The sequence below is a fragment of the Pseudomonas sp. C6002 genome (assembly GCF_013385805.1).
GTDB lineage: Bacteria > Pseudomonadota > Gammaproteobacteria > Pseudomonadales > Pseudomonadaceae > Aquipseudomonas.
Genome location: NZ_JACAPH010000008.1, coordinates 88337 through 112267, shown reverse-complemented (window position 1 = coordinate 112267; position 23931 = coordinate 88337). Strand labels below are relative to the sequence as shown.

Genomic DNA, 23931 nt, shown 5'->3' with positions numbered 1-23931 from the left:
CTGTAAGAGCGGAACCAATAGTCGCAATTACAAAAATAACGGATATGCCCCCAGCCCCCAGCCCCCAGCAGCCCAACACATTGGCGTATCCTTACCCCTCCACCCCAAGGCCCGATCAAAAAATGCTGGTGATATCCAACAACGTGCACCTCCCCGACGCCGAGATCGAGCTGACAGCCATCCGCGCCCAAGGCGCCGGCGGTCAAAACGTCAACAAAGTCTCCAGCGCCGTGCACCTGCGTTTCGACATCCCGGCCTCGTCCCTGCCTGACTTCTACAAGGAACGCCTGCTGGCCCTGCGCGACACCCGCATCACCAGCGAAGGCGTACTGATCCTCAAGGCCCAGCAATACCGCACCCAGGAACAAAACCGCGCCGACGCCCTCGAGCGCCTGGTGGAACTGATCCTCAGCGCCACCAAGGTCGAAAAGAAACGCCGCCCCACCAAACCCACCCTGGGCTCAAAGAAGCGCCGCCTCGAATCCAAGACCAAACGCGGCAGCATCAAGGCCGGCCGCGGCAAGGTGGACTTCTAACTCGCCTGACGTTCTTCGCGATACTTCGGCGCCTGCCGGTACAAATACAGGCTCAACAGCAACCCGCCAAACGCCGCGATCGCCGCAAACAGGAAGATCGAGGCAAACCCGAACCCCGCCGCAATCGCCCCGGCCAACGGCCCGGTGATCCCCAACGACAAATCGATAAACAGCGAATACGCCCCCACCGCCGCACCCCGGCTCGAGGCGGGCACCAGGTTGACCGCCTCCACACCCAAGGCCGGAAACACCAGGGAAAAGCCAAACCCGCTCAACGCCGCACCCGCCAACGCCAAATGAGGATCCGGCGCCAGCCACAGCAGCAGCAGCCCCAGCGTCTCCACCGACAAACAGGCAATCGCTACGCGAAACCCGCCAATGCGGTTGATCAAATTGCCGAACAACAACCGCGCCCCGATAAAGCTGGCACCGAACAGGCTCAGGCACAGCACCGCGTTATCCCAATGCTGGGTCGCGTAATACAAGGTGATGAAGGTGGCGATGGTGCCAAACCCGATCGAGCCCAGCGCCAGCCCGCAGCCGTGAGGCAACACGCGCCCCAGCACATGCATGAACGGCAGGCGCTCGCCCACCACGATCGGCGCGGCGACTTTCGGCCAGGCCAGCAGCAGGCCCAGCACCGCCAGCAGGATGATGCTGACGCCCATGCTCCACAGCCCGAAATGACTGACCAGCAACACCCCCAGCGGTGCGCCGATGGCCAGGGCGCCGTAGCTGGCGATGCCGTTCCAGGAGATGACCTTGGCGGTATTCGCCGCACCCACCCGGCCAATGCCCCAGCCGATGGAACCCGAGCCCACCAGGCTTTCAGCGCTGCCCAGCACCAGGCGGCCAATCAGCAGGCTGGTGAGGCTCAGCGCCGGCAGGTGTGACAGCCACGCCGAGAGCAACATGAACACGCCGCTCAACCCGCAACCGGCCAGGCCGTACATGACGGCGCGCTTGCTGCCGCGGTTATCGATGATGCGTCCCGCGTAGGGCCGGCTCAGCAGAGTGGCCAGGTATTGCACGCTGATCACAAGGCCCGCGATCACGGCGCCAAAGCCCAGGTCGCTGTGCACATAGCCAGGCAACACGGCCAGGGGAATGCCGATATTCAGGTAGCCGATGAAGGTGAACAAAACGATGGAAACGACTTGCAGCGTGACCGCCATGGGGCGCTGGGTATCTGGCATGGGGAGAGGTCCACTGTCGCAGCAGGAAAAGATAGGCTGCTTATGATACCGATGCTGGGCGCGTGCGGGGGCAGCAAAGCAAACTTTTAGCGATCGGCGGGGTTGAGCAGTTGCGTGGTTACCAACGCGGCGAGGGCGTTTTCCTGGGTGCCGAAGCGCTTGAGCAGGAGGGCCTGTTTTTCCGGGGTGAGGCGGTTCCATACGTCGACCATGTGCAAGGCAGTGTCGAGCAGGGCGGTATCAGGGGTGGTGTCGGTCATGGCGGGGCTCACGGTGTTCAGGCGGTGTGGAAAGCGCGCAATGTCACGCTTTCCACACGGTCTGGGTACGGCTCTCAGTCTTCGCTCTTGCGGTCGACCGGTTTTGCCTCTTTGGGCTCGGGCTTGGTGGCACCGGCCTGTTGCGGGGTTGGCTGCTCAGTTTCGTGCAGGCTTGGGAAGGGGAGATTAGGGATTTCGTGCATCGTCGTCGCTCCTCGCAAGATCTGTTTTATCAATCGCAGGTGATTCCGCGCGTTCAAAAAGCCTGTGCAGGATACAGCACTGTAAATGACAGAAAGATTTTATCTCAGAAAATGAACGCGTCTTCATCCCGCCGCGCAAGTGACGTGGCGCCACAGGGGTGTCGATTGTCATCGTACAACATCACCCTTCACGGATTGACATCGTACTGCGGACTGAATATAACGCTAACAGTTGTATGACGACATATGACGTTACAGTTTTATAGCGCCCGTAATACGGATGCGCTCGGTCGCAGAACGTACGCCTCAAATCTAAAAATAATTAAGGTGAAGCGATGAAAATCAAAGGCATCCGTTGGTGGATGGTCGGGCTGATGACGGTCGGCCTGATTATTAACTACCTGGCCCGCAACACGCTCTCAGTCGCAGCCCCCACGCTGATGACCGACCTGAGCATCTCCACTGAGCAGTATTCCCACATCGTTGTTGCCTGGCAGGTGTGCTACGCCTTGATGCAGCCGATCGCCGGTTATGTGATCGATGCGATCGGTACCAAGATGGGCTTTGCCATCTTCGCCATCTCCTGGTCGGTAGTCTGTGCCCTGGCGGCATTCGCCACCGGTTGGCAGAGCCTGGCAGTGGCCCGTGGCGCACTGGGGCTGACGGAGTCGGCGGGCTTCCCCGGCGGCGTCAAGGCGATTACCGAGTGGTTCCCGGCCAAGGAGCGCTCCGTCGCCATCGGCTGGTTCAACTTTGGTTCGTCGTTTGGTGCGTTGTTGGCGCCGCCACTGGTGGTCTGGGCGATTTTGCACAGCGGCTGGCAGTTGGCATTCCTGATCGTTGGCGGCATCGGCCTGGTGTGGAGCGGGCTGTGGCTGCTGCTGTACAAGCACCCGCGTGACCAGCGCCTGCTGGCCCAGGCCGAGCGTGAGTACATCGAGGCCGGCCAGGAAACCCACCTCAAGGAAGGCGTGCAGAAGAAAGCCAGCTGGAAGCGCATCCTCAAGAGCCGCAACTTTTTCGCCATCGCCTCGGCGCGCATGCTCTCGGAGCCGGCCTGGCAGACGTTCAATGCCTGGATTCCGCTGTACCTGATGACCGAGCGGCACATGAACATCAAGGAAATGGCGCTGTTTGCCTGGCTGCCGTTCCTGGCCGCCGACATTGGCTGTGTGCTGGGTGGCTACCTGAGCCCGTTGTTCCACCGCTACTTCAAGGTCTCGCTGTTCACCTCGCGCAAGCTGGTGATGCTGTTCGGTTGCCTGTGCATGATCGGCCCGGCGTGCATCGGCCTGGTGGACAGTGCCTACACCGCGATTGCCCTGCTGTGTGTCGGCGGTTTCGCCCACCAGACCTTGTCGGGTGCACTGTTTTCCATCGCCTCGGACTCATTCGGCAAGAATGACGTGGCCACCGCCACCGGTGGCGGGCAGATGTGCGGGTTTATCGGGGCTGCGGCATTTACTGCGGTGTTCGGCGTGCTGGTGACCAAGGTCGGCTACAGCCCGCTGTTTGTGGTGCTGGCGATTTTCGACATCATTGCGGCCATCGTGATCCTGATGGTGGCCCGGGAGATCGTCAAAGATCCGGAGCCAGCCACCCAAACCGGTCACGGCGGCACATTGCTGCCGGTTTAACCCTGGCGTTCCATCGCCGCCTTGTAGAGCGAGTTCTTCGGCTGGGCAAACACCCGCGCCAGCATCGGCTCGAAGAAGCTCAGCGGCAGGGTGTCGTAGGCCGGGTCGAACGCCGCCGCGTCGTACTGCGCGCAGAACTCGATGGTTTGCCGGTACTGCGGGTGGTCGCCAAATTGCTCGCGCAGGTGGCGGTCCATCCCCAGGTGGTGGAAGAAGTAGTAGCCCTGGAAGATCCCGTGCTTCTCCACCATCCACAGATTCTCGGCGCTTACGAACGGCTTGAGAATCGCGGCGGCGATGTCCGGGTGATTGTAGGAACCGAGGGTGTCGCCGATGTCGTGGAGCAGGGCGCACACCACGTACTCTTCATCCCGGCCATCGTGCCAGGCGCGGCTGGCGGTTTGCAGCGAGTGGGTCAGGCGGTCCACCGGGAAGCCGCCGAAGTCGCCCTCCAGCAGCCGTAGATGCGCCAGGATCCGGCTTGGCAATTGCCGGGCGTAAGCACTGAAATCCTTGGCGATGATCGCCCAGTCTTCCTGGGTACCATCCTGCATATGGGTGAAACGGGCCTGCTGGTTCATCAAAGCCTCTCTTATTGTTCTTCAAGCGTGGGGCTAGAACGGCACCTTGCCCAGAATCATGTCGCGGTACATCACGAAATCCCCCAACAGGCTGTACAGCGGATGCTGGAAGGTCGCCGGGCGATTCTTTTCAAAGAAGAAATGGCCGATCCAGGCAAAGCTGTAGCCGGCTACCGGCAGCGCCAGCAGCAGCCACCACGCACCTTTGCCGATCGCCAACGCGAGTATGAAGATAACGAGGCTGGTGCCGATAAAGTGCAGGCGACGGCACGTACTGTTGCCGTGTTCGCTCAGGTAATACGGGTAGAAATCGGCGAAGCTGTTGAATTGCCTGGCATTTTCCACAGTGGTCGGCCCTCTGGTTATTGTTCTGCCCGACAGATGTTCGGCGGGGAGCTTATTTGAGTCTAGAGTCATCAGTGGTAACAGCCAGTGACAATAGATGCCACTTTAGTATCCTTCGGATTCCTGGCTGTCGTTTCAGCCTTCCTTGTTAAGAAAACGCCATGAGCGAACGAACGACTTCTGCAAGCTGGGCGATGGGGATAGTCAAGGCGCTGGAAATGGACGGCCTGGATTGCCGTGCCTTGTTCAAGCAGCTTGGCCTGGATTACGCCGCGCTGAATGACCCGGATGCACGCTTCCCCCAGGACTCCATGACCCGGCTCTGGCAGCGCGCGGTCGAGCTGTCGGGCAACCCGGCGATTGGCTTGAACATGGGCAAGGTGGTGCGCCCGGCATCGTTTCATGTGGCCGGCTACGCCTTGATGTCCAGCAATACCCTGGCCGAAGGTTTTATGCGGCTGGTGCGTTACCAGCGAATCATTGCTGAAAGTGCCGACCTGAGTTTCCGCCTGTTGCCCGAAGGTTATGCGCTGATTCTGACGGTGCACGGCGACCACCTGCCGCCTACCCGGCAAAGTGCCGAAGCGTCCCTGGCCAGTGCCCTGGCGTTATGCGGCTGGCTGACCGGGCGCACGTTGCAACCGCGCAAGGTGCTGGTGCAGGGCGATCAGCCAGCGGACCTGGCGCCCTACAAACAAGCCTTCCATGCACCGCTGGTGTTCAACGCGCCCTATGACGCGCTGATCTTCGAACGGGCCGATATGGAAGCGCCGTTGCCCACGGCGAACGAGGCGATGGCGTTGTTGCACGATCGTTTTGCCGGGGAGTACCTGGCGCGGTTTTCCGAGAGCCGGGTGACCCACAAGGCGCGGCAGGTGCTATGCCGATTGCTGCCCCAGGGCGAGCCCAAGCGTGAAGTGGTTGCGCAGACGTTGCACCTGTCCCAGCGCACCTTGCAGCGCCGCTTGCAGGAGGAGGGCACGAGTTTCCAGACCTTGCTCGACGACACCCGCCGCGAACTGGCCGAGCAATACCTGGCGCAGCCGAGCATGACCCTGCTGGAAATTGCCTACCTGTTGGGGTTTGCCGACCCGAGCAACTTCTTTCGTGCGTTCCGCCGCTGGTTCGATGCCACGCCCGGCGAGTACCGGGCGCGGTTGCATGAGCTGCCTGTCAGTGACGCCAAAACGCCGGAATGCACAGCACAAACACCGTAATGATCTCCAGCCGGCCCAGCAGCATGCCGAATGACAGGATCCACTTGGCAGCGTCCGGGAGGGTGGAGAAGTTACCGGCCGGGCCGATGGTTTCCCCCAGGCCCGGGCCCACGCCGGACACGGTACTGGCGGCGCCGGTCAACGCGGTCATCCAGTCCAGGCCCAGCAACGACAGGGCCAGGGCGATGGCGCAGATGGTGATGGCGAAGAAAAACGAGAAGGTCAGGATCGACCGCACGATTTCTTCATCGAGGCGATGGCCGTTGTACTTCTGCTTGATCACCGCTCGCGGGTGAATCAACTGGTTCAAGTTGGCCTTGAGCAGGATGTAGGCGACCTGGAAACGGAAGATCTTGATCCCGCCAGCCGTGGAGCCGGAGCAACCGCCCACAAAGCCCAGGTAGAAGAACAGCATCAGCGAGAAATTGCCCCAGATGCTGTAGTCCCCGAGTGCGAAACCGGTGGTGGTCACCACAGAGGTGACGTTCACCGCCACGTGGCGCAGCGCGTCCAGCCAAGGCAGGTCGGTGGTCCACCAATACCAGGTGCCGAGCACCAGCCAGGTCACCACCAGCAACCCGAGCAAGCCTTGCACCTGCTGATCCTTGATCAGCGCCCGGCGGTTGCCACGCATCGTGGCCACATACAGGGTGAACGGCAGGCTGCCCATGATCATCACCACCACGGCCACCCAGTGCACCGCCGGCTGTTTCCAGTGGGCCAGGGATTCGTCGGAAGTGGAAAACCCGCCGGTGGAAATCGCCGACATCGCATGGTTGATCGCATCGAACAGCCCCATCCCGGCCCACCAGAACGCCAGGCTGCCGAGGATGGTGATGCCCACGTACGCCGCCACGATCAGGCGCGCCACCATGTGTGAGCGGGGCATGACCTTTTCCGAGCGGTCGGAGGATTCGGTCTGGAACAGGCGCATGCCACCGATGCGCAGCAGCGGCAGGATCGCCACCGCCATGCCGATAAAGCCGATACCGCCGAGCCAGTGCAGCAGCGAGCGCCAGATGAGGATGCCTGGGGACATGGTGTCCAGGCCGCTGAGCACCGTGGAACCGGTGGCTGTGATGCCCGACATGCTTTCGAAGAACGAGTCGGTGTAGCTGATGTGTTGGGTCAGCAGGAACGGCAGTGCGGCGAAGATGCACACCACCAGCCAGCTGGAGACGGTCAGCAGGTACATGTCCCGCGGGCGCAGGTGCACGTGTTCCGGGCGGCCGGGGATGACCAGCGCCAGGCCCGCGATAAAGGTAATCAGGCTGGCCCAGAGGAACGACGGCAGGTCGCTGGTGCGTTCAAAAAACACCAGGGTCGCCATGGGGATGACCATGGCGATCGCCAGGGTGATCAGGAAGATGCCGATAATGAAACCGATTATCCGTAAGGTCGGCAACGCCATGAGGTCCGCTCGGGGTGACAGGAAAGGCGCCATTCTACCTGCGGTGCAGGGCAAGTAAACCGGGGGGGCGTTGGAGACGTGGCAGATCAAGTGTGGGAGCGGGCTTGCTCGCGAAAGCGGTGTATCAGTCAACGGATGCATTGGCTGACCCACCGCTTTCGCGAGCAAGCCCGCTCCCACAGGAGATTTGTGCTGGTTGATGGAGCTTGGAGGGCAGGCACAAAAAAGGCGACCCGAAGGTCGCCTCATTCAACGCGGCACTGATCAGAACTCGTGATCAGCGTTATCCGGGTTCAAGTCACTGATGCCCAGCTTGCCAGCAGCCTGTTCGATCGAACCGGTCTGCTTCACCAATGCGGCGATGGCGTCACGTACGATCTGGTTGCCTTTGTCGTTACCGGCAGCAATCAACTGGTCGTAGTGTTCGCCGTTGTTGGCGTGGTCCACCATCACCTGGATCTTCGCTTCGGTGGAGGCCAGGTCAGCCTTCAACGCTTCATCGGCCGCCGGGTCGGCCTTGGCCACCAGGGAGGACAGGCTGGCGCCGGTCATCTTGGTACCGTCGGTGCGGGTGTACTCACCCAGGTAAACGTTACGAATACCCTTGGCGTCGTAGAAGTGCGAGTTGTGGGTGTTGTCGCTGAAGCAGTCCTGTTCGTCTTCCGGCGAGTTGGCTTCCAGGGAAACCTTCATGCGCTCACCGGCCAGCTCGCCCAGGGACAGGCTACCCATGCCGAACAGCATCTTGCGCAGGCCATCGGTCGCAGGTTCTGCTTCCAGCGTGGCGCGGTAGTTGTCTTCGACGTTGGGCTTCCAGTTGCCGACCATTTCTTCCAGGTCGCTGACCAGCAGCTGAGTCACGGCGCGCAGGTAGGTGCGGCGGCGCTCGTTGTGGCCGCCAGTGGCGCCATCACCGGTCATGTAGTCCGACGCTGGGCGGTTGCCGGCGCCCGGACCGGTGCCGTTCAGGTCCTGGCCCCAGAGCAGGAATTCAATTGCGTGGTAGCCGGTGGCTACGTTGGCTTCGGAACCGCCCAGCTCATTCAGGCTGGCGAGTTTTTCCGGGGTGATGTCTTTTACATCGACCTTGTCTTCGCCGACCTGGATCTCGTTGTTGGCGATGATGTTGGCGGTGGCGCCAGGGTTGCCCAGGGCGTGTTCGTAGGTCTTGTCGACGTAGTCGATCAGGCCTTCGTCCAGGGGCCAGGCGTTCACCTGGCCTTCCCAGTCGTCAATGATGGTGTTGCCGAAGCGGAACACTTCACTCTGCAGGTACGGCACGCGCGAGGCGATCCAGGCGGTACGGGCCGCTTTCAGGGTGTCGTCGTTCGGGTTGGCAAGGAAAGTGTCGATCGCGGTTTGCAGGGTTTTCGCGGTGGACTCGGCATCGCTGTACACCGCGAACACCATGTCAGCGTAATGCGCGACCACAGCCTTGGCGGCGGCCTCGTCTACCTGGCCTGCCGGGGCAGCCGCCGGGGCGGTGGTGCTGGCGGCGGCCGGGGCTTGAGGCGCGGCGGCCTTGTCTTTGCCTTCACCGCAACCGGCGAGCGAAATGGCAATGGCGAGAAGGCTGGCGGTGGCCAGGGGCATACGAATCATGGCGAACATCCTGCTTCGGTTGTTGATGGGGCACGCGGGGGGCGCGCAAAACTGCGACATAATGCGAAAGATTTGCATTTTGTGTAAAGCGTTATAAGCAGGAAATATTTAGTATCGATTTGCCGGCCATCGGTGCGCGTGGCCCCGATGGCCGGCATCGCTTCAGAGGATGGCGGCGTTATTGCGCTGGGCCTGTTTCAAGTAGGCCACCAACTCCCGTGCCGGCAAGGGTTTGCTGTAGTGGTAGCCCTGACCCTCGTGGCAACCCTCGGAGATGATGTAGGCCTCCTGTTCGGCGGTCTCCACACCCTCGGCGATCACCTGCATGCCAAGGCTTTTGCCGAGCTGGATGATCGCCCGCACGATGGTCGCATCGTCGTCGTCATCCAGCAGGTCCTGGACGAAGCTCTTGTCGATCTTGATCTTGTCCAGCGGCAGGCTTTTCAGATAGCTCAGGGACGAATAGCCGGTGCCGAAGTCATCAATCGCAATCAGTGCCCCGGAGCGGCGCAGGCTCAGCAGGTGCTGGGCGGCGGTGCTGATGTCTTCCATCAGGCCGGTCTCGGTGACTTCCAGCTCCAGGCTACGCGGCGGCAAGCGGTAGATTTGCAGCAGGTTGTTGACCACCCGTGGCAGCTCGGCGTGGTGCAACTGTACGGTCGACAGGTTGACCGCCATGCGCAGCTCGGTGAAGCCCAGGTCATGCCATTCCCGCAGTTGCCGGCAGGCCTGGTCCAGTACCCATTCGCCGATGGCAATGATGGTGCCGTTCTGTTCGGCCAGGGGGATAAACAGGTCGGGCGGCACCAGGCCGTGCTCCGGGTGCTGCCAGCGGATCAACGCTTCGACACCCACCACACGGTGGTCGAGATAGCTGATCTGCGGCTGGTACACCAGGTGAAACTGCTCGCGGCTCAAGGCGTCGCGCAGATCCTTTTCCAGCTCGCGGCGGCGGCGCATTTCGCTGTCGACGCTGGCGATATAGAACTGGTAGCGGTTGCGCGAGCGGCTCTTGGCCAGGGTCATGGTCTGTTCGGCTTTTTGCAGCAGCTTCTCGGTGCTGTCGCCGTCTTCCGGGAACAGGGTGATGCCGATGGTGGCACGCAGGCGGATCTGTTCGTGATCGAGGGCGAATTCGGCTTCCAGGTCGTCGAGGATGCTTTGTGCCAATTCGGCGGCTTCGTAGGGCTGCTCGATATCGGCCTGCACCAGGGCGAACTGGTCGCCGCCGAGGCGGGCGAGGGCGCCGAGGCGGCCGCTGTGGGCCCGCAGGCGGTCGGCCAGGGCCAGCAGCAATTGGTCGCCGGCCTGGTAGGTGAACTGCTCGTTGACGCTTTTGAAGTCATCCAGCCCCACGCACAACACCGCGACCCGGCGTTGCCGGCGGCCGGCGTCGATCAGGATCTTGTCCAGTTGCTCCTGCAGTTTCTGGCGGTTCGGCAGGCCGGTCAGGAAGTCGTACTGGGCCATGCGCAGCAGGCTGTTTTCCGCCTCATGGCGCAAGTGCGTATTGCGCTCGATGGATTCGAGCAACTGGTTGGCGGTGTTGATCCAGAGCCCCAGCTCGTTTTTCTCGTGGCCCTTGAGCTGCGGGATCTTGTGCTCGCTGGGGCGGTCGGGGTTGATCGAACTCAGGTGCTCGATGATGCGCGAGAGCGGCTTGGTCAGCAGCCAGTGATAGACCAGGTACAACACCAGCCCCATGGCCAGCGCCCGCAGCACCCCGGAGATGAAAATGATCACCGAACTGACAAGAAACCCTTTGCCATAGGTGGCGGTGTCGAGGGTGATGCTCAGGTCACCGTAGTACTCGCTGTAAGGCCCGCGCCCCACCAGCGGCGTGGTGAAGGTGCGTTCCTGGCCCAGAATCAGGTCGGTCAGCCAGCGGCTCGGGGATTGTTGCAGGTCGCGGGTTTTTTCCGCGAGCATGGTTTCGTTGGGGTGGCCGATGGAGGCCATGCGCACGGCATCATCCTGGAACAGGCCTTCGATGACCTGCATGCCCATCTCCCGGTCCAGGCTGTAGACGGCCTGGGTGGACGGGTCGCGAAACATGTCGAGGATGCGCTGGGCATCACCGGCCACGGCCTGGCGCGTCTTGTACGCATCAAAGACGATCTGCGCCGCGCTCAGTACCACGCCCACGGCCAATGCCGAAAGCAGTACCACCCGTAGCAACTTCACCGACAAGCTGTTTTTGAGTTCCAGCTTCAAAGGGTTATTCCTTGTTCCATGCGGGTAGCCTCAATATGCCATGAGTATTGGCAATCCCGTGAGGGCAGTCAAAGGGACATTGCGGCCAGGGCAGGTTTTGCAGTTTAGATGAGCGCGTCCGGGGGTAAGACGTTGGGAGGGGGAATGGAAAGGCAGGCCTGGCATGGAGTGAAGTCGGCGGATCGTACGTGCCGACTTCTTGTACCGTCTTTTCAGGACGAGCGCGGGTTTTTCAGTCCAGCGAAACAAACCGTCGAGCGTCAGCGCCCATCAGGTAAACGAAATTTTCGGCGGTTGTGGCTGGTCTTGCGCCTGAGGGTCGATTTGCCCCAAGGCCTGTCGAGCTATGTCCACGGTCTTATCAAGGATGCCCAAGCTTTTGTCCAGGACGTCCAGGCCCTTATCTGTCACGTTATCGAACACGTTAAGTGCTTGAGGGGCCATGCCGATCAAAGATGCTAGATCCATATCAAGTTCTCCTGCAGTCAATCAGAGGGACATTCCTCTTACATGCTGCGTGGCGAAATCCTTTTGATGAGTTCCAGCGTTTTCCTGGCATTTTTCCATTTGTAATCGCCCACAAAAAAGCCCGGCAATCGCCGGGCTCTTTCTACTGCAAGCGGTACTTAAGCGGTGAAGGTCTTGCCTTCGAACTGCTCAGCCACGAACTTCCAGTTGACCAGGTTCCAGAACGCTTCCACATACTTTGGACGCACGTTGCGGTAGTCGATGTAGTAAGCGTGTTCCCAGACGTCGCAGGTCAGCAGCGGGGTGTCGCCGCTGGTCAGCGGGTTGCCGGCGCCGATGGTGCTGGCCAGGGCCAGGGAACCGTCAGCCTTTTTCACCAGCCAGCCCCAACCGGAACCGAAGGTGCCGACGGAAGTCTTGGTGAACTCTTCCTTGAACTTGTCGAACGAACCGAAGGCAGCGTTGATCGCCTCAGCCAGTGCGCCGGTAGGTTGGCCGCCAGCGTTTGGCGCCAGGCAGTTCCAGTAGAAAGTGTGGTTCCAGACCTGAGCGGCGTTGTTGAAGATGCCGCCCGAAGAAGACTTGACGATTTCTTCCAGGGTCTTGCCTTCGAACTCGGTGCCAGGCACCAGGTTGTTCAGGTTCACGACATAGGTGTTGTGGTGCTTGTCGTGGTGGTATTCCAAGGTTTCCTTGGAAATGTGCGGCTGCAGGGCATCGTGTGCGTAGGGCAGCGGCGGCAATTCGAAAGCCATGATGATTCTCCTAATCAGGTCAGTTGCGGTGAGCGCAAGGCCGATCACGGGCGGCCAAACAAGCGCCGGGGAGTTTGTACTCTTTGCGGCGCAGGGGCTGGATCATAGCACCGGGGGTGCGGCAAAACCACGCAACAACTGTGTGGGATAGAGGTTCCAGAGCGTTTTGGAATATCTACGCTGCGCTGATTAATTGATAGGCCACGCTGAACATCATGGCGGCTACCAGCAGGTCCAGAATCCGCCAGGTGGCGGGACGCGCCAGCCACGGTGCCAGCCATGCGGCGCCCAGGGCCAGGGTCATGAACCACAGGAACGAAGCGCTGGCGGCGCCGGCCACGTAGGCGCCCGGTTCGGTTTGCTGGGCGCCGAGGGAGCCGATCAACAAGACGGTGTCCAGGTACACGTGGGGGTTGAGCAACGTCACTGCCAGGGCGCTGAGCATCACCGCCTTCAACGAGCGTACCTTGAGGTTCTCGCCCTCGCCCAGGCTCTGCTTCGAGCAGGCCCGGCGCAGGGCGAGGGTACCGTACCAGAGCAGGAACGCTGCGCCACCCCAGCGGGCAATCGCCAGCGATACCGGGTTATGCGCCAGCACGGTGGCCAGGCCGAACACGCCGGCGGCCACCAGGATCGCGTCGCACACCACGCACAGTGCCGCCACCGGCAGGTGATGTTCGCGCCGCAGGCTCTGCGCCAGCACAAACGCGTTCTGGGTGCCGATCGCCATGATCAAACCAAAGGCCACCAACAGGCCGTTCATATAGCTTTGCCACATAGGATTTACTCCGCGCCCGCCGCCAATTGCCGCAACACCGTCATGGCGCGCTCGGCATCGGCGCGCCCGACAAACAGGTGATCGTGGTAGTAGCCGGCAATCACGTTGCAACTGATCCCGGCCTGGCCCAGGGCCGTGGCGAACGCGGCGGTCAGGCCGACCGCTTCCAGGGCCGAATGCACGTTGAGGGTGATCCACGCAGCCACATAGTCGAAGGCCAGTCCGGCCCGCTCGGCCTGCTGGCGCTCGACGATCAACGTCAGGCCTTCCTGCTCGCGGAAGCTGCCGATCACCTCGCAACCTTCGGGGATTCGGCTGTCGGCCAGGGTGCAGAACACGTAGTCGCCGTCATTGAGCTGTGGGCTCATGCTGCGCAGCAGGGTTGCCAGGGCGGTTTCGCCAGCCATGTGGAGGTCCTTGAATAAGAAGAAGCGATGCTGGCTATTCTCCCGTCCAAGGCTGTATAAGAAAAACCAATATTGCTGATCGCTCATTAGGAAAACTGATGTTCGACTATAAATTGCTTTCCGCCCTGGCGGCGGTGGTGGAACAGGCCGGCTTCGAGCGGGGCGCGCAGGTACTGGGAATTTCCCAATCGGCGATTTCCCAGCGCATCAAGCTGTTGGAGGCGCGAATCGGCCAGCCGGTGCTGGTACGTGCCACGCCGCCGACGCCCACCGAGATCGGCCGCCGCCTGCTCAACCACGTGCAACAGGTACGATTGCTGGAGCGCGACCTGCAAAGCCAGGTGCCCGCGCTGGATGAAGAGGGCATGCCCGAGCGCCTGCGCATCGCCTTGAATGCCGACAGCCTCGCCACGTGGTGGGCCGAGGCGGTGAGCGACTTCTGCGCCGAGCAGCATTTGCTGTTGGACCTGGTGGTAGAAGACCAGACCGTCGGCCTCAAGCGCATGCGCGCCGGCGAAGTGGCAGCCTGTATTTGCGCCAGCGAACGCCCGGTGGCCGGTGCCCGCAGCCTGTTGCTCGGCGCGATGCGGTATCGGGCGCTGGCCAGCCCGGCGTTTGTCGCCCGGCACTTTCCCGAGGGCGTGCGGGCCGATCAACTGGCCCGCACGCCGGCGCTGGTGTTCGGCCCGGATGATTTCCTGCAGCATCGCTACCTGGCGTCCCTGGGCGTCGACGGTGGTTTCGAACACCATCTATGCCCCTCGTCCGAAGGTTTTATTCGCCTGACGGAAGCCGGATTGGGCTGGGGCCTGGTGCCCGAACTGCAGGTGCGCGACCAGCTGGAAAAGGGCGTGTTGGTGGAGTTATTGCCAGATAAGCCGATCGATGTGCCGCTGTACTGGCATCATTGGCGCAGTGGTGGACAATTGCTGGGCCTGCTGACGGATCATCTGGCACACACAACGGGGCAATGGTTGGTGCCGTTGGCGTGATGGCCAGCGTCAAGGCAACAGCGATGAAAAACGAAAGAATGCGGAGTAAGTCATGAAAATTCTGGTCACCGGCGCAAGCGGCTTCATTGGCGGGCGCTTTGCGCGTTTCGCCCTGGAGCAGGGCCTGGACGTGCGGGTCAACGGGCGGCGGGCCGAAGGTGTGGAGCACCTGGTACGGCGCGGCGCCGAGTTTATCCAGGGTGATTTGAATGATCCGGACCTGGTGCGCGAGCTGTGCCGCGACGTCGAGGCCGTGGTGCATTGCGCCGGGGCCGTGGGGCTGTGGGGGCGTTATCAGGACTTCCACCAGGGCAATGTGCTGGTTACCGAAAACGTGGTGGAGGCCTGCCTCAAGCAGCGGGTCGGGCGCCTGGTGCACCTGTCTTCGCCGTCGATCTACTTCGACGGCCGTGACCACCTGGGCTTGACCGAAGAACAAGTGCCCAAGCGTTTCAAGCATCCGTATGCAGCCACCAAATACCTGGCGGAGCAAAAGGTGTTTGGCGCCCAGGAGTTTGGCCTCGAAGTGCTGGCCCTGCGCCCGCGCTTTGTCACGGGGGCCGGCGACATGAGCATCTTCCCGCGCCTGTTGAAGATGCAGCGCAAGAACCGCCTGGCGATTGTCGGCGATGGCCTGAACAAGGTCGATTTCACCAGCGTGCACAACCTCAATGAAGCCCTGCTCAGCAGTTTGCTGGCGACGGGCTCGGCGTTGGGCAAGGTCTACAACATCAGCAACGGCGCCCCGGTGCCGGTGTGGGATGTGGTGAACTACGTGATGCGACAGATGGACATGCCTCAGGTCACCCGTTATCGGTCCTACGGCTTGTCTTACAGCGTTGCGGCGCTCAATGAAGCCTTCTGTGCCATGTGGCCAGGGCGCCCGGAACCGTCTTTGTCACGGCTGGGCATGCAGGTGATGAACAAAGATTTCACCCTCGACATCACCCGCGCACGGCATTATCTCGACTACCAGCCCAAGGTCAGCCTGTGGGCGGCCCTCGACGAGTTCTGCAGCTGGTGGAAGTCCCAGGACGTGGGACTTAAATAACCGGCAACACACCGGGAACCGAATTTGCGAACCCGGGTCGATCAGTGCGGCAGGTCGGGGGTTTATACTCCGACGCCTGGCTATCCATATGCCACCTCAAAGGATTTAAGGTTGATTCATGCGTAACGATGCTAACGACGACTTCGACAACGTTCCCAGCCTGCGGGCCGACACCTCGGACGACGATGATTTCGAGCCCACGCCGGCTACCTCCGTGCGCTCCCGGCCTGCGCCGGTCGTCAAGGTCAAGAGCGCCAGTACCGGGCCGCTGTGGGCATTGGTCGGTGCGCTGCTGTTCGCCTTCGCCGGCCTTGCCTGGTGGAGCTTCCAGCAGATTTCCCTGATGGGCCAGCAACTGGTGGCGACCCAGGAAAGCTTCGCGCGCATCAGCGAGGAAGCGGCGGGGCGCCTGCAGGATATTTCCGGCAAGGTGGTGGCCAGCGAAGCCAATGTGAATAATGGCAGCGAGGCCCTGAAACTGCAGATCAAGCAGCTGGAGACCCAGTTGCTGGAGCAGGGCAAGCAGCAGATGGGCGTGGCCGGCCAGGCAACGGACCTGGACAAGCGCCTGGAGCAGATGACCGCCAGCACGACCCAACTGTCCAGTGCCAACGCGCAATTGCAGGGCCAGGTCCAGGCGCTGACGGAGGCGGTGGCTACCCTCAAGTCCCGGGACGCCGAGTTCAAGGACCTCTCCGCCGACGTCGCAGCCCTGAAAAAACAGGGCAACCCCACGGCCGCCATCGCCCGCCTGGAGCAGGACCTTGTGGTCCTCAAGAGCGAACTGGACAACCGCGCCGCGGCTTCCGACGGTCCGTCCACCAAGGAGTTCGACGTGTTCCGCATCCAGACCACGCGTAACGTCACTGCCTTGCAAAGCCAGGTGCAGAACCTGCAGCAGCAGATCAACCAGCCGGCCCGGATCACCCCTCTCGGGCAGCAGTGATGTGAGGTGCTGCAGGCGTCACTACACATGACGCCTGCAGGCCCTGGCACAATCAATGTCACCAATCGGTGACATTTCCCGTCTCCTTCGTTACTTGCCCTCGCGCCGCCCTTGTTTAGACTCCCGTCATCCCGCACATAATAAAAAGGGCTAATCATGACCACGCAACCACTGCCTGCCAGTAGTTGGCTGAACGCACCTGCCCATCACGCCTGGCTTGCCACTGAAGGCCAGCGCCTGCTGTCATTCGCCAAGGCTTCCAGGCTGCCTGACGGCTTCGGCAACCTCGACGATCACGGTGTTTTGCCGCCCGATGCCGTCGCTGAAACCATGAACACCGCCCGTATGACCCACAGCTTTGCCATGGCTCATGGCCTGGGCCTGCCAGGTTATGCCGACCTGGTGGAACACGGCGTCGTGGCCCTCAGCGGCCCGCTGCGCGATGCCCGGCACGGCGGTTGGTTCGCCACGCCCGACGCCCGCGACGGCAACACCGGCAAGGCCGCCTACCTGCACGCTTTTGTCGCCCTGGCCGCCAGCTCCGCAGTAGTGGCCGGCGCGCCCGGCGCGCAAACCTTGCTCAACGACGCGATCCACATCATCGACCAGTACTTCTGGAACGAAGAGGAGGGCGCGATGCTCGAGTCCTTCGCCCAGGACTGGAGCGGGGTAGAAGCCTATCGCGGCGCCAACAGCAACATGCACGCCACCGAAGCCTTCCTGGCCCTGGCCGATGTCACCGGTGAAACCCGCTGGCTGGACCGGGCACTGCGCATCGTCGAGCGGATTATTCATACCCATGCGGCAGAAAACCGGGACATGGTGATCGAGCATTTCGACAGCCATTGGCAACCCCTGCGTGGTTACAACGAAGACAACCCGGCCGATGGTTTTCGTCCCTACGGCATCACCCCCGGCCACGGCTTCGAATGGGCGCGACTGGTGTTGCACCTTGAGGCTGCGCGCCTGGATGCCGGGCTCGTCACCCCTGAGTGGCTATTGACCGACGCCAAGGGCCTGTTCGCCAGCGCCTGTGAATACGCCTGGGCCGTCGACGGCGCCCCCGGCATTGTCTACACCCTCGACTGGAGCCAGCGCCCCGTGGTGCGCGAGCGCCTGCACTGGACCCATTGCGAAGCCAGTGCCGCTGCCCAGGCGCTGCTCAAACGCACGGGGGAGCTGCATTACGAAACCTGGTACCGGCGCTTCTGGGATTTCTGTGAAACCCGTTTCATTGACCGCACCCACGGCAGCTGGCACCACGAACTGAGCCCGAAAAACCAGCCCAGCGCGAAAATCTGGGGTGGCAAACCGGACCTCTACCACGCCTGGCAGTCTGTCTTGCTGCCGGGGCTACCCTTGTCACCGAGCATGGCCAGTGCCGTGGCCACCGGGCGCTATGTCACCAAGTGGTGACATTTTGGCGTCCCTTTGTTACCTGCACCTGAAAAATCCCTGTTTAAACTCGTTTGCAGCGCAAGCACCGACTTGCATGCATAACAACAAGAAAAAAGGTACTCAGATGAAAGCGATCAGTCGCCTCGCCGTAGCTATTTCCGTTGCCTCGTTGTTTCCCCTCAGTGCTTTTGCCGCCGACTCGAAAGGGACGGTTGAAGTTGTGCATTGGTGGACCTCGGGTGGCGAGAAAGCGGCAGTAGATGTCCTGAAGGCCCAAGTTGAAAAAGACGGTTTCACCTGGAAAGACGGTGCCGTCGCCGGCGGTGGCGGTTCCACTGCCATGACCGTACTGAAAAGCCGCGCCGTTGCTGGCAACCCGCCAGGCATGGCCCAGATCAAAGGCCCCGACATCCAGGAATGGGCGTCCACCGGGCTGCTCGACACCGACGTCCTGAAGGAACCCGCCAAAGAAGAGAAGTGGGACAGCCTGCTGGACAAGAAAGTCTCCGATACCGTGAAGTACGAAGGTAACTACGTGGCCGTGCCGGTGAACATTCACCGCGTGAACTGGCTGTGGATCAACCCGGAAGTGTTCAAGAAAGCCGGTATCGAAAAACCGCCTACCACCCTCGAAGAATTCTACGCCGCTGGCGACAAGCTGAAAAAAGCCGGCTTCATTCCGCTCGCCCACGGTGGCCAGCCTTGGCAGGACAGCACCGTCTTCGAAGCGGTCGTGCTCTCGGTCATGGGGGCTGACGGTTACAAGAAAGCCCTGGTGGACCTCGACGAAAAAGCCCTGACCGGCCCTGAAATGATCAAGTCCCTGACCGAGCTGAAGAAAGTCGCGACCTACATGGACGCCGACGGCAAAGGCCAGGACTGGAACCTGGAAGCCGCCAAGGTCATCAACGGCAAGGCCGGCATGCAGATCATGGGTGACTGGGCCAAGAGTGAATGGACCGCCGCCAAGAAAGTCGCCGGCAAAGACTACGAGTGCGTAGCCTTCCCGGGCACCGACAAGGCCTTCACCTACAACATCGACTCCCTCGCAGCCTTCAAGCAGAAAGACAAAGGCACTGCTGCCGGTCAGCAGGACATCGCCAAGGTCGTGCTGAGCGAAAACTTCCAGAAAGTCTTCAGCATCAACAAAGGCTCGATCCCGGTTCGTATCGACATGTTGCAAGACATGGGCAAATACGGCTTTGACTCCTGCGCCCAGACTGCTGCCAAGGACTTCCTGGCGGATGCCAAGACTGGCGGCCTGCAACCAAGCATGGCCCACAACATGGCAACCACGCTGGCGGTACAAGGCGCGTTCTTTGATGTCGTGACCAACTACATCAACGACCCGAAAGCTGACCCTGCCGATACCGCGAAGAAACTCGCGGCAGCGATCAAGTCGGCCAAGTAACGGTTAGTACCGAATGGCCTTGTGGGGGGACCCCTAACCCCCACAAGGCCTGTTCCTGTAGTCCTTTTTCCCTGTACTGGATTTTCCCATGAGTTCTGTTGCTGTGTTCAGCAAAGCCTCGCCGTTCGATGCACTGCAGCGCTGGCTACCCAAACTGGTGCTGGCGCCGAGCATGTTCATCGTTCTGGTGGGCTTCTATGGCTACATCCTGTGGACGTTCGTGCTGTCGTTCACTAACTCGACTTTCCTGCCGACCTACAAGTTCGTAGGCCTGGCGCAATACGTGCGCTTGTTCGACAACGACCGCTGGTGGGTCGCGAGCAAGAACCTCGCGGTGTTCGGGGGCATGTTCATCGGCATCACCCTGGTGATCGGCGTGACCCTGGCGATTTTCCTCGACCAGAAAATCCGTCGCGAAGGTTTTATCCGCACCATTTACCTGTACCCGATGGCGCTCTCGATGATCGTCACCGGTACCGCCTGGAAATGGCTGCTCAACCCAGGCATGGGCCTGGACAAACTGCTGCGTGACTGGGGCTGGGAAGGCTTTCGCCTGGACTGGCTGATCGACCCGGACCGTGTGGTGTATTGCCTGGTGATCGCTGCTGTGTGGCAAGCCTCGGGCTTCATCATGGCGATGTTCCTCGCCGGCCTGCGCGGTGTTGATCAATCGATCATCCGTGCGGCGCAGATCGACGGCGCGAGCATGCCGCGCATCTACTGGAAAGTGGTGCTGCCAAGCCTGCGCCCGGTGTTCTTCAGTGCGGTAATGATCCTGGCGCATATCGCGATCAAGAGCTTCGACCTGGTGGCGGCCATGACGGCGGGTGGTCCGGGTTACTCCTCCGACCTGCCGGCGATGTTCATGTACTCCTTCACCTTCAGCCGCGGCCAGATGGGCATGGGTTCGGCCAGTGCGATTCTGATGCTCGGTGCGATTCTCGCGATCATCGTGCCTTACCTGTACTCCGAGCTGAGGACCAAGCGCAATGACTAGTCTTGCTGGCAAACCTGCCATCAGCCTGAGCCGCGTCGCGATCTACGCGGTGCTGATTCTCGCTGTCCTGCTGTACCTGGTGCCGTTGGTGGTCATGTTGCTCACCAGCTTCAAGACCCCGGAAGACATCAGCACCGGCAACCTGCTGAGCTGGCCCACCGTGATCACCGGCATCGGCTGGGTGAAAGCCTGGGCCACGGTTGACGGCTACTTCTGGAACTCGATCAAGATCACCGTTCCGGCGGTACTGATCTCCACCGCCATCGGTGCGTTGAACGGCTACGTGCTGTCGATGTGGCGCTTCCGTGGTTCGCAGTTGTTCTTCGGCCTGTTGCTGTTCGGCTGCTTCCTGCCGTTCCAGACCGTGCTGCTGCCAGCCTCGTTCACCCTCGGCAAGATGGGCCTGGCCAGTACCACCACGGGCCTGGTGTTCGTGCACATCGTCTACGGACTGGCGTTTACTACACTGTTCTTCCGTAACTACTACGTCAGCATTCCCGATGCACTGGTGAAGGCGGCTCGCCTGGATGGCGCGGGGTTCTTCACGATCTTCCGCCTGATCATCCTGCCGATGTCGACACCCATCATCATGGTGTGCCTGATCTGGCAGTTCACGCAGATCTGGAACGACTTCCTGTTCGGCGTGGTGTTCTCCAGCGGTGATTCGCAGCCCATCACGGTGGCGCTGAACAACCTGGTCAACACCAGTACCGGGGTCAAGGAATATAACGTTGATATGGCGGCGGCGATGATCGCCGGGCTGCCGACCCTGCTGGTCTATGTGGTCGCAGGCAAGTATTTCGTGCGCGGCCTGACGGCCGGCGCGGTCAAGGGGTAATCATGGCAACGCTCGAACTTCGTAACGTAAACAAGACCTACGGTACCGGTCTGCCGGACACCCTGAAGAACATCGAACTGTCGATCAAGGAAGGTGAGTTCCTGATCCTGGTCGGCCCTTCGGGTTGCGGCAAATCGACCTTGATGAATTGCATTGCCGGCCTGGAAAACATCACCGGTGGCGCGATCATGATCGGCGACCAGGACGTCAGCGGCATGAGCCCCAAGGATCGTGACATCGCCATGGTGTTCCAGTCCTACGCGCTGTACCCGACCATGAGCGTGCGCGAGAACATCGAATTCGGCCTGAAGATTCGCAAGATGCCCCAGGCGGCGATCGATGAAGAAGTGGCGCGAGTGGCCAAGTTGCTGCAGATCGAGCACCTGCTCAATCGCAAGCCGGGCCAGCTCTCCGGTGGCCAGCAACAACGCGTGGCCATGGGCCGTGCACTGGCGCGTCGCCCGAAGATCTACCTGTTCGACGAACCGCTGTCCAACCTCGACGCCAAGCTGCGGGTCGAGATGCGTACCGAAATGAAACTGATGCACCAGCGTCTGAAAACCACCACCGTCTACGTCACCCACGATCAGATCGAAGCGATGACCCTGGGCGACAAAGTGGCGGTCATGAAGGACGGCATCATCCAGCAGTTCGGCACGCCGAAAGAGATCTACAACGACCCGGCCAATCTGTTCGTGGCGAGCTTCATCGGTTCGCCGCCGATGAACTTCATTCCACTGCGCCTGCAACGCAAGGACGGCCGCCTGGTGGCGCTGCTGGACAGCGGCCAGGCCCGCTGTGAATTGCCGTTGAACATGAACGATGCCGGTCTTGAAGACCGCGAAGTGATCCTGGGCCTGCGCCCGGAGCAGATCGTGCTGGCCGCCGCCGAAGCCACCGGCGCGCCGACCATTCGGGCCGAGGTGCAAGTCACCGAGCCGACCGGTCCGGACACCCTGGTGTTCGTGCAAATCAATGACACCAAGGTCTGCTGCCGCCTGGCGCCCGATGTGGCGCCGCAAGTGGGCGAGACCCTGACCTTGCAGTTCGACCCGGCCAAAGTGTTGCTGTTCGACGCCAAGACCGGCGAGCGCCTGGGCACTGCCACCTCGTTGCCGGCACAGGATCGTGCGGACAACGTTGCTCAATTCAAGGGACGCTGAAGTTTCAAATGATGTGTAGGGGCTTTTGTGAGAGTCCTGCTCTCACAAAGAAGTAAACCGCGTTAGATAAAAACAGTTAATAACAATAAAGACGAGGATGTAGGGATGAAAAAGCACCACAACAACACCCGGCTGATCTGCCAACTGTCAGCAGCAGCCGCCCTGGTACTGTCCGCCAATGCGATGGCGGACGACGCGTTCAGCGCCGATTCCAAGTGGATGACCGGCGATTGGGGCGGCGAGCGTACCAAGCTGATCGAGCAAGGTATCGACATCAAGGCGGATTACGTCGGTGAAGTCGGTGGCAACCTCAGCGGTGGCTACAACAACGACAAGACTGCCCGTTACGCTGACCAGTTCGGTCTGGGCGTGGCACTGGACCTGCAAAAGCTGTGGGGCTGGGACAACACCCAGGCCAAGATCCAGTTGACCAATCGTAATGGCGCAAACATTTCCAACGACCGTATTGGTGACCCGCGTGCCGGCACCTTGAGCTCGTCTCAGGAAGTCGACGGCCGAGGCCACATGGTGCGTCTGACCCAGTTCTGGATTCAGCACCAGATGTTCGACAACAAGCTGGACGTGAAACTCGGTTACTTCGGTGAAGGCGAAGACTTCAACACCTTCCCGTGCGACTTCCAGAACCTGTCGTTCTGTGGCTCGCAGGTCGGTAACTATGTAAACACCTGGTACAACTGGCCCGTCAGCCAGGCGGCTATCCGCGTGAAGTACAACATCACGCCTGAGCTGTATGCGCAAATCGGTGCGTACAACCAGAACCCGTCGCAACTGGAGCACGGCAACGGCTTCAAGCTCAGCGGCAGCGGCACCAAGGGCACCGTATTGCCGGTTGAATTGGTCTGGTCGCCGAAGGTCAATGGCCTGCCGGGCGAATACCGTGTGGGTTACTACAAGAGCACCGCCGACGCTACCGACGTACGTGAAGACGTCAACGGTAACGATGCTGGTACCACGGGCGCAGCCTTCCGCGTTCGCAGCAGCAAAAGCGGTTACTGGGGCGTTCTGCAACAGCAACTCACCACCCACAATGGCGATGCTTCCCGCGGCTTGAACATTGCGGCCAACGTCACCTTCCACGACAAAGACACCAACCTGGTCGACAACTACCAGTCGCTGATGCTTGTGTATAAAGGTCCATTCGACGCACGTACAAAAGATGACGTGGGTATCGGTGTATCCCGTATCCATGCCAACAGTGACGTGAAGAAAAATGCGGAGTTGCTCAACGCGGCCGGCGGTTTCACGGATTACGACCAATCGGGTTACGCACCGCTGCGTAACACGGAGTACAACGTCGAACTCAACTACGGCATCCACGTCACCAACTGGCTGACCGTGCGTCCCAACCTGCAATACATCGCCAACCCAGGTGGTGTTAAGCAAGTCGACAACGCGGTGGTAGCGGGCCTGAAAATTCAGTCTACGTTCTAACGTTGTTGCGATAAGCTCCTTCTCTCTGTGCGCATTTTGCGGGTAGCCATGGCTATCCGCTTTTTTTTGTGTG

At 61.0% G+C, this 23931-nt stretch carries 24 protein-coding genes; 12 read left to right on the top strand and 12 right to left on the bottom strand.

Features of this window, described 5'->3' with window-relative positions:
• The first annotated feature begins 122 nt into the window (after positions 1–122).
• Positions 123–536, top strand: a complete 414-nt coding sequence (gene arfB, locus HX817_RS03795; RefSeq protein ID WP_003212972.1) for an alternative ribosome rescue aminoacyl-tRNA hydrolase ArfB — start codon at positions 123–125, stop codon at positions 534–536.
• Here the strand turns inward: arfB and HX817_RS03790 are convergent.
• The 3 genes from HX817_RS03790 to HX817_RS31255 form a co-directional block, all read right to left on the bottom strand.
• Positions 533–1732: an MFS transporter gene (locus tag HX817_RS03790; RefSeq protein ID WP_003212974.1), complete on the bottom strand. Its 1200-nt coding sequence runs from the start codon at positions 1730–1732 to the stop codon at positions 533–535. The two genes, arfB and HX817_RS03790, sit on opposite strands and share 4 nt — an antisense overlap.
• An 86-nt stretch (positions 1733–1818) precedes the next feature.
• The gene (locus HX817_RS03785; protein ID WP_008430977.1) at positions 1819–1992 is read right to left on the bottom strand and encodes a hypothetical protein; all 174 of its coding nucleotides are present in this window, start codon (positions 1990–1992) and stop codon (positions 1819–1821) included.
• A 74-nt stretch (positions 1993–2066) separates the two neighbouring features.
• Positions 2067–2195: a hypothetical protein gene (locus tag HX817_RS31255; protein ID WP_003212978.1), complete on the bottom strand. Its 129-nt coding sequence runs from the start codon at positions 2193–2195 to the stop codon at positions 2067–2069.
• Between the two features lie 362 nt (positions 2196–2557).
• Here HX817_RS31255 and HX817_RS03780 point away from each other — a divergent pair, with 362 nt between their 5' ends.
• Complete coding sequence (locus tag HX817_RS03780; protein WP_052024259.1) at positions 2558–3832, top strand: MFS transporter; 1275 nt, start codon at positions 2558–2560, stop codon at positions 3830–3832.
• Here the strand turns inward: HX817_RS03780 and HX817_RS03775 are convergent.
• Both HX817_RS03775 and HX817_RS03770 read right to left on the bottom strand, forming a co-directional pair.
• Complete coding sequence (locus HX817_RS03775; RefSeq protein ID WP_003212982.1) at positions 3829–4413, bottom strand: HD domain-containing protein; 585 nt, start codon at positions 4411–4413, stop codon at positions 3829–3831. The two genes, HX817_RS03780 and HX817_RS03775, sit on opposite strands and share 4 nt — an antisense overlap.
• Positions 4414–4446: 33 nt before the next feature.
• Positions 4447–4758: a DUF962 domain-containing protein gene (locus HX817_RS03770; protein WP_003212984.1), complete on the bottom strand. Its 312-nt coding sequence runs from the start codon at positions 4756–4758 to the stop codon at positions 4447–4449.
• A 161-nt stretch (positions 4759–4919) separates the two neighbouring features.
• Here HX817_RS03770 and HX817_RS03765 point away from each other — a divergent pair, with 161 nt between their 5' ends.
• A complete protein-coding gene (locus HX817_RS03765; RefSeq protein WP_003212986.1) occupies positions 4920–5975 on the top strand; it encodes an AraC family transcriptional regulator in 1056 nt (351 codons plus the stop codon).
• Here HX817_RS03765 and HX817_RS03760 read toward each other — a convergent pair.
• The 7 genes from HX817_RS03760 to HX817_RS03730 all read right to left on the bottom strand — a co-directional run bounded on the left by HX817_RS03760 (position 5932) and on the right by HX817_RS03730 (position 13610).
• A complete protein-coding gene (locus tag HX817_RS03760) occupies positions 5932–7386 on the bottom strand; it encodes a TrkH family potassium uptake protein (RefSeq protein ID WP_003212988.1) in 1455 nt (484 codons plus the stop codon). The genes HX817_RS03765 and HX817_RS03760 overlap by 44 nt on opposite strands.
• A 264-nt stretch (positions 7387–7650) precedes the next feature.
• Positions 7651–8988 (bottom strand): imelysin family protein, encoded by a 1338-nt coding sequence (locus HX817_RS03755; RefSeq protein ID WP_003212990.1) that lies wholly within the window; start codon positions 8986–8988, stop codon positions 7651–7653.
• A gap of 162 nt (positions 8989–9150) precedes the next feature.
• Positions 9151–11202: a bifunctional diguanylate cyclase/phosphodiesterase gene (locus HX817_RS03750; RefSeq protein ID WP_003212994.1), complete on the bottom strand. Its 2052-nt coding sequence runs from the start codon at positions 11200–11202 to the stop codon at positions 9151–9153.
• Positions 11203–11472: 270 nt separating this feature from the next.
• On the bottom strand, positions 11473–11670 hold the full coding sequence (locus HX817_RS03745) for a hypothetical protein (protein WP_003212995.1): 198 nt from the start codon (positions 11668–11670) through the stop codon (positions 11473–11475).
• 158 nt (positions 11671–11828) lie between these two features.
• Positions 11829–12425: a superoxide dismutase gene (locus HX817_RS03740; protein ID WP_003212997.1), complete on the bottom strand. Its 597-nt coding sequence runs from the start codon at positions 12423–12425 to the stop codon at positions 11829–11831.
• 175 nt (positions 12426–12600) lie between these two features.
• Positions 12601–13203 carry a LysE/ArgO family amino acid transporter gene (locus HX817_RS03735; protein WP_177039812.1) on the bottom strand — a complete coding sequence of 201 codons (603 nt, stop codon included), beginning with the start codon at positions 13201–13203 and terminating at the stop codon, positions 12601–12603.
• 5 nt (positions 13204–13208) lie between these two features.
• The gene (locus HX817_RS03730; protein WP_003213000.1) at positions 13209–13610 is read right to left on the bottom strand and encodes an ACT domain-containing protein; all 402 of its coding nucleotides are present in this window, start codon (positions 13608–13610) and stop codon (positions 13209–13211) included.
• A 98-nt stretch (positions 13611–13708) separates the two neighbouring features.
• Between HX817_RS03730 and HX817_RS03725 the strand changes: the two genes are divergently transcribed.
• From HX817_RS03725 to HX817_RS03685, 9 genes are all read left to right on the top strand, one after another.
• Positions 13709–14602, top strand: coding sequence for a LysR family transcriptional regulator ArgP (locus HX817_RS03725; RefSeq protein ID WP_003213001.1), 894 nt, complete (start codon positions 13709–13711; stop codon positions 14600–14602).
• Positions 14603–14654: 52 nt separating this feature from the next.
• Positions 14655–15653, top strand: a complete 999-nt coding sequence (locus tag HX817_RS03720) for an NAD(P)-dependent oxidoreductase (RefSeq protein WP_177039811.1) — start codon at positions 14655–14657, stop codon at positions 15651–15653.
• Between the two features lie 118 nt (positions 15654–15771).
• On the top strand, positions 15772–16599 hold the full coding sequence (locus tag HX817_RS03715) for a hypothetical protein (protein ID WP_003213005.1): 828 nt from the start codon (positions 15772–15774) through the stop codon (positions 16597–16599).
• Positions 16600–16755: 156 nt separating this feature from the next.
• Complete coding sequence (locus HX817_RS03710) at positions 16756–18015, top strand: AGE family epimerase/isomerase (RefSeq protein ID WP_177039810.1); 1260 nt, start codon at positions 16756–16758, stop codon at positions 18013–18015.
• A gap of 106 nt (positions 18016–18121) precedes the next feature.
• Positions 18122–19408, top strand: coding sequence for an ABC transporter substrate-binding protein (locus HX817_RS03705; protein WP_177039809.1), 1287 nt, complete (start codon positions 18122–18124; stop codon positions 19406–19408).
• 88 nt (positions 19409–19496) lie between these two features.
• A complete protein-coding gene (locus HX817_RS03700; protein WP_003213011.1) occupies positions 19497–20405 on the top strand; it encodes a carbohydrate ABC transporter permease in 909 nt (302 codons plus the stop codon).
• Entirely contained in the window at positions 20398–21243 is an 846-nt protein-coding gene (locus HX817_RS03695; protein ID WP_003213012.1) for a carbohydrate ABC transporter permease, read from the top strand. Before HX817_RS03700 ends, HX817_RS03695 begins: the two co-directional genes overlap by 8 nt.
• A 2-nt stretch (positions 21244–21245) precedes the next feature.
• Positions 21246–22406: an ABC transporter ATP-binding protein gene (locus tag HX817_RS03690; RefSeq protein ID WP_003213014.1), complete on the top strand. Its 1161-nt coding sequence runs from the start codon at positions 21246–21248 to the stop codon at positions 22404–22406.
• Between the two features lie 105 nt (positions 22407–22511).
• Positions 22512–23858 carry a carbohydrate porin gene (locus tag HX817_RS03685; RefSeq protein WP_003213016.1) on the top strand — a complete coding sequence of 449 codons (1347 nt, stop codon included), beginning with the start codon at positions 22512–22514 and terminating at the stop codon, positions 23856–23858.
• Positions 23859–23931: the final 73 nt, after the last annotated feature.